Raw genomic sequence first — 4,231 nt, 5'->3', positions numbered from 1 at the left:
GGGGAGTAGCCCGTACCCAGCGGCGGCCAGGAACGCGCCGGTGATGGCTAGGGCGCCGTCGCCGAACCTTTGGGCCAAGCGTGCTCCCAGTGGCTGGAACAGCGAAGCCGAGGCCAGCGCGACGGAGACAAGAATTCCGAGGACCGCCGGGTCTGCGTCGGTTCGGTTTTGGATCACGGCTTGGAGCGGGATGAGGCTGCCGGCAAGGCCGTCAAGGAACAGGTGGGCCGCTCCGGCTGCAATGGCGATTACGCTCACTGTTCCCAGGATGCGTTTGGTCCGGATCACGGGCGGCCTCCACCCTGGCAGATTCCGGCGCAGGTGCGGGAAACCTCGGTGATGACGGTCAGGACAATCGACCAGTTTCCGACCTGTTTGCTCAGCACGCCGCGCAGTGTCGTATTCACTGTGGCCCTCCTACGGGCTCGAAGCTGGCCTCAGTCTCCAGCTCAGCGGCGTGTGCCCGGCGCGCGATCGCCGAACGCAGCTGATTCACGGCGCGGGCGCCGCCGACCCCTACGGCGCCGGTGATCCGGTCTTCGGCGTCGAAGAAGGCGAGGGCGAACCGGGGAGAGTCGAGGTTTCCGAGAATGAACTGCTCACGGACGCCGTTTGCCGGGCTGCCGAGGATGGTGAGTTTGGTCCCGTGTACATATGTGCTGTAGCTGGCAGTCGCCGGCGGGATGAGCGGCTGCGTGGACCCGACCTCGGACGGCTCCCCGTGCAGGTCCCGAAGAATGGCCGCGGCGGCCGATCTGCCCTGGCTGATGGCGGCGCCCCAGTGTTCGATCCGTGCAGGTTTCCCGTCGAGTCCCGGTACTGCCGCGGCGTCCCCGGCGGCGTACATTCCAGACAATCCCTCAACGCGCTGATCCTGATCCACCAGGATTGCGCCTGGCCGGCGTCCTGCCTGTAACGGTATCCCGCTGCCCTCCAGCCACCCCGTGGCGGGAGTGACACCCAAAGATGCGAGAACGACCGCGGCGTGAAGACTGTTTCCAACGGCGAGGCTCACCAGCAGCGCTTCGTCCGCGGCCCGTATTTCAGTAATGGTGGTGGCCGGGCGGAAGTCGACGCCGGCGGTGCGGTGCGCTGTGGCGACCCACTGCGCGATGGTGTGTCCCAGATGGTTTCGCATCGGCAATGGTGACGGGTCGGTCAGAGTGACCTGGCATCCTGCTTCGAGCAGTACCGCCGCGGTCTCCGTGCCGATCAGGCCCGCCCCGGCAATCACCACATGACCCGGCAGGTTGGCAATGGTGAGAGCCCGCAGGCGTTGTGTGTCTGCTGCGCTCCGGAGACGAAGGACGCGGCTCCGGGCTCCGTCATCCACGGCGGCGGTCAATGCGCGAGGTTCTGCGCCGGTGGCCAAGAGCACCGCGTCGGCCTCAATGGTGGCGCCGTTCTCCAGCTCCACGGTCCGGGTTGACGGGTCAAGGGCTGTAACGTTCGTGCCCAGCTGCCATGCGTAGCCCGGCAGATCCATCCCGGGCAGGATGATGTTCTCTAGGTCCACCGCGCCGGAGAGAAGACCCTTATTGACGGTGGTCCGGTTATAGGGTGCCAGGTTTTCCGCTCCGATCACGGTTACTTCCAGGTCTGTGCCTGACTGGTGCAGTGCCTGGGCGGCGGAGCTTCCGGCCGCTCCAGCTCCAATGATCAGAATCCGCTTGCGCATCATGTGTGTTCCTTTCTTTTCGGGTACCCCAGGAGGGTATATTTCAAACATACCTCATGGGGGTATCCGGAGTACACCTGCTTTGATTGAGTAGAATCCCCATCCCGTCCGGCCACCCACACGGCTCCGGTTTCATGACGACAACTCAAAGTGTGGACATCAATACAGTACCGGGCTAGGGTATCAGTTGTACGGTACCCACCTAGGGTATCAAGATTGGTTGTATCGCATTGTCCGGAGGCACCTAAATGCCGACGGTGGCATGGAAACCAAATACTGAGAATGAATCCGAGAAGGGAAAAGCCGATGTCCTCTGCGAACAGCACGACCGATGTGCGGGCAGGAGGTAGGGAGTGGGCCGGTCTTGGTCTGCTGGTCCTGCCCTCCATGCTGCTGTTTATGATGCTTACCATCCTGTTTCTGGCGATACCGCATATTGCCGCTGATCTGGAGCCCACCAGCATCCAGATGTTGTGGATCCTGGACATTTACGGTTTCCTGATGGCCGGATTCCTGGTCACGATGGGAACCCTCGGTGACCGGATCGGGCGCCGAAGGCTGCTGATGATTGGCGCGGCGGCGTTCGGTATTGTTTCCGTGGCCGCGGCCTATACGGATGATCCGGCCATGATGATCTTCTGGCGGGCCATTCTCGGTATCGCGGCGGCTGCGCAGATGCCGGCCACACTGGGCCTAATCTTCTCCATGTTCCGCGATCCGAAGCAGCGTGGGGTGGCCATCGGTGTCTGGGCGGCAGGCATTTCCGCTGGAGTGGCACTGGGCCCGCTGCTGAGCGGACTTCTGCTGGAAGCCTTTTCCTGGCGCGCAACGTTCCTGGTGGCGGTGCCGGTGATGCTGTTGGTTGTCATCGCCTCACCGCTGTTGTTGCCTGAGCACCGCGACCCGAACGCGGGCAGGCTCGATCTGTTCAGCGCGGTACTCTTGGTGGCCACCCTGTTGCCGATCATCTATGGGATCAAGGCATTTGCCCGGGAGGAAGCTCTGACGGTACCGCTGCTGACCATCGCCGCCGGCCTGGGCTTCGGGCTGTGGTTCGTGATGCGCCAACTGCGTTCCGCGTCACCTCTGCTGGATGTGCGGCTGTTCGCCAACCGTACGGTCAGCGGTGCGCTGGTCGTGTTCCTTCTCTCCGCAGCAGGACTGGGCGGCGTGTACTTCATGTTCACCCAGTACCTCCAGCTGGTCGCGGGACTCTCGCCGCTGCAGGCCGGGCTGGCGGTCCTGCCCGCAGCACTGATCCTGATTGTCGTCTCGATGCTCTCACCGGTGCTGGCACGAAAAATCCGTCCCGGCAACGTGATCGCCATCGGCCTCGCGGTGCAGGTGATCGGTTACCTCCTGCTCACCCAGGTGGAGAGCACCTCCGGACTGCCCCTGCTGATCGCCGGATTCATGATTCTCTACCCGGCCGTCGCACCGTCCATGGCCCTCACCACGGACCTTGTGGTCGGTTCGGTGCCGCCGGAGAAAGCAGGAGCAGCCTCCGGACTGGCCACCACGGCCAACGACCTCGGCATTTCGCTGGGCGTGGCGGTCATCGGCAGCGTCGGGGTCGCCACCTATCGCGGCCAAATCGACGGCGCACTTCCCGCAGGCCTGTCCGCCGAGGCGGGAGCCTCCGCGCGGGACAGCATCGACGGCGCCATCGCGGCCGCCGGCGAGCTCCCCGCGGAATTGAGTACGGCACTGCTGGAGACCGCGCGCGCGGCCTTCGCCAGCGGACTCAACGTCGCCGCCGCCGTCGCCGCCGGGATAGCCGCCGTCGCCGCAATCCTCGCTGCCACCCGGCTGCGGCACGTACCGCCAACAGGTTCGGCGCCAGCCGAGCCGGAGGCCGAGCATACGGCGACCGAAGTGGATGCGGGGTAGGAATCCAGTGTCAGTTCAAGCTTCCCAACCGGCCCGGGGGCGTTTGCGTCAGATCGCAGCATTGCCCTACGACGCAGTCCTGTTTGACATGGACGGGGTTCTCACCCAGTCGGCGACAGTGCACGCGCACGCCTGGAAGGAGCTCTTCGATGATGTTCTCCAGGATCCGCGGCTGGCGCTCGGAGAGGGCATGCGGGCCTTCGATAGTGATTCGGACTACCGTCTGTATGTTGATGGCAGGCACCGTGAGGATGGTGTTACCGCTTTTCTGGCCTCGCGGGGATTGAAGATCCCCGCGGGCAGCCCGGGAGACGGGGAGGATGTTTGGTCTGTCCACGGTCTGGGTGCCAGGAAGAACGCTCTGTTCCAGGAAGTGGTTGCCCGGGACGGAATCCGGGCCTTTCCGGGAACTGTTGCGTTGCTGGGCCGGCTGCGCAGTGGTCGGGTACTTGTTGGTCTGGTGACGGCCAGCCGCAATGCCGGGGCGATGTTGAAGGCAGCTGGACTCGAGGCAGAGTTCGATGTCGTTATTGACGGAGAGACAGCTGCCGAGCGGGGTCTGCCCGGCAAACCGGATCCATCCATGTTTCTTGAGGCCGCCCGCCAGCTCGGTGTGCCGCCCCAGCGTACGGCGGTGATTGAGGACGCCGCCGCTGGCGTTCA

5 protein-coding genes are annotated in these 4,231 nt (G+C 64.4%); 2 read left to right on the top strand and 3 right to left on the bottom strand.

What is annotated here, in order from left to right; genetic code table 11:
- From B384_RS0108160 to B384_RS0108150, 3 genes are all read right to left on the bottom strand, one after another.
- Window positions 1-288 (bottom strand): hypothetical protein (locus B384_RS0108160; protein ID WP_026041051.1); only part of this gene is annotated, 288 nt, incomplete at its 3' end.
- Window positions 285-407 (bottom strand): hypothetical protein, encoded by a 123-nt coding sequence (locus B384_RS21285; protein ID WP_019482626.1) that lies wholly within the window; start codon window positions 405-407, stop codon window positions 285-287. The genes B384_RS21285 and B384_RS0108160, both read right to left, overlap by 4 nt.
- Window positions 404-1,681 (bottom strand): NAD(P)/FAD-dependent oxidoreductase, encoded by a 1,278-nt coding sequence (locus B384_RS0108150; protein ID WP_019482625.1) that lies wholly within the window; start codon window positions 1,679-1,681, stop codon window positions 404-406. Before B384_RS0108150 ends, B384_RS21285 begins: the two co-directional genes overlap by 4 nt.
- Before the next feature lie 303 nt (window positions 1,682-1,984).
- Between B384_RS0108150 and B384_RS0108145 the strand changes: the two genes are divergently transcribed.
- Window positions 1,985-3,568 (top strand): MFS transporter, encoded by a 1,584-nt coding sequence (locus B384_RS0108145; protein WP_019482624.1) that lies wholly within the window; start codon window positions 1,985-1,987, stop codon window positions 3,566-3,568.
- Between the two features lie 7 nt (window positions 3,569-3,575).
- Window positions 3,576-4,231: HAD family hydrolase (locus tag B384_RS0108140; protein WP_019482623.1), on the top strand; the 656-nt coding region annotated here is incomplete at its 3' end.

The sequence above is a fragment of the Arthrobacter sp. TB 23 genome (assembly GCF_000294595.1).
Classification (GTDB): Bacteria; Actinomycetota; Actinomycetes; order Actinomycetales; family Micrococcaceae; genus Arthrobacter_D.
The sequence above is the reverse complement of the archived record's forward strand: the minus strand, read 5'-3'. Positions and strand labels throughout refer to the sequence as shown.

Coding starts and splice junctions, on each gene's coding strand:
- B384_RS0108150 (WP_019482625.1), bottom strand. CDS start 1,681: ATGATGCGCAAGCGGATTCTGATCATTGGAGCTGGAGCGGCCGGAAGC.
- B384_RS0108145 (WP_019482624.1), top strand. CDS start 1,985: ATGTCCTCTGCGAACAGCACGACCGATGTGCGGGCAGGAGGTAGGGAG.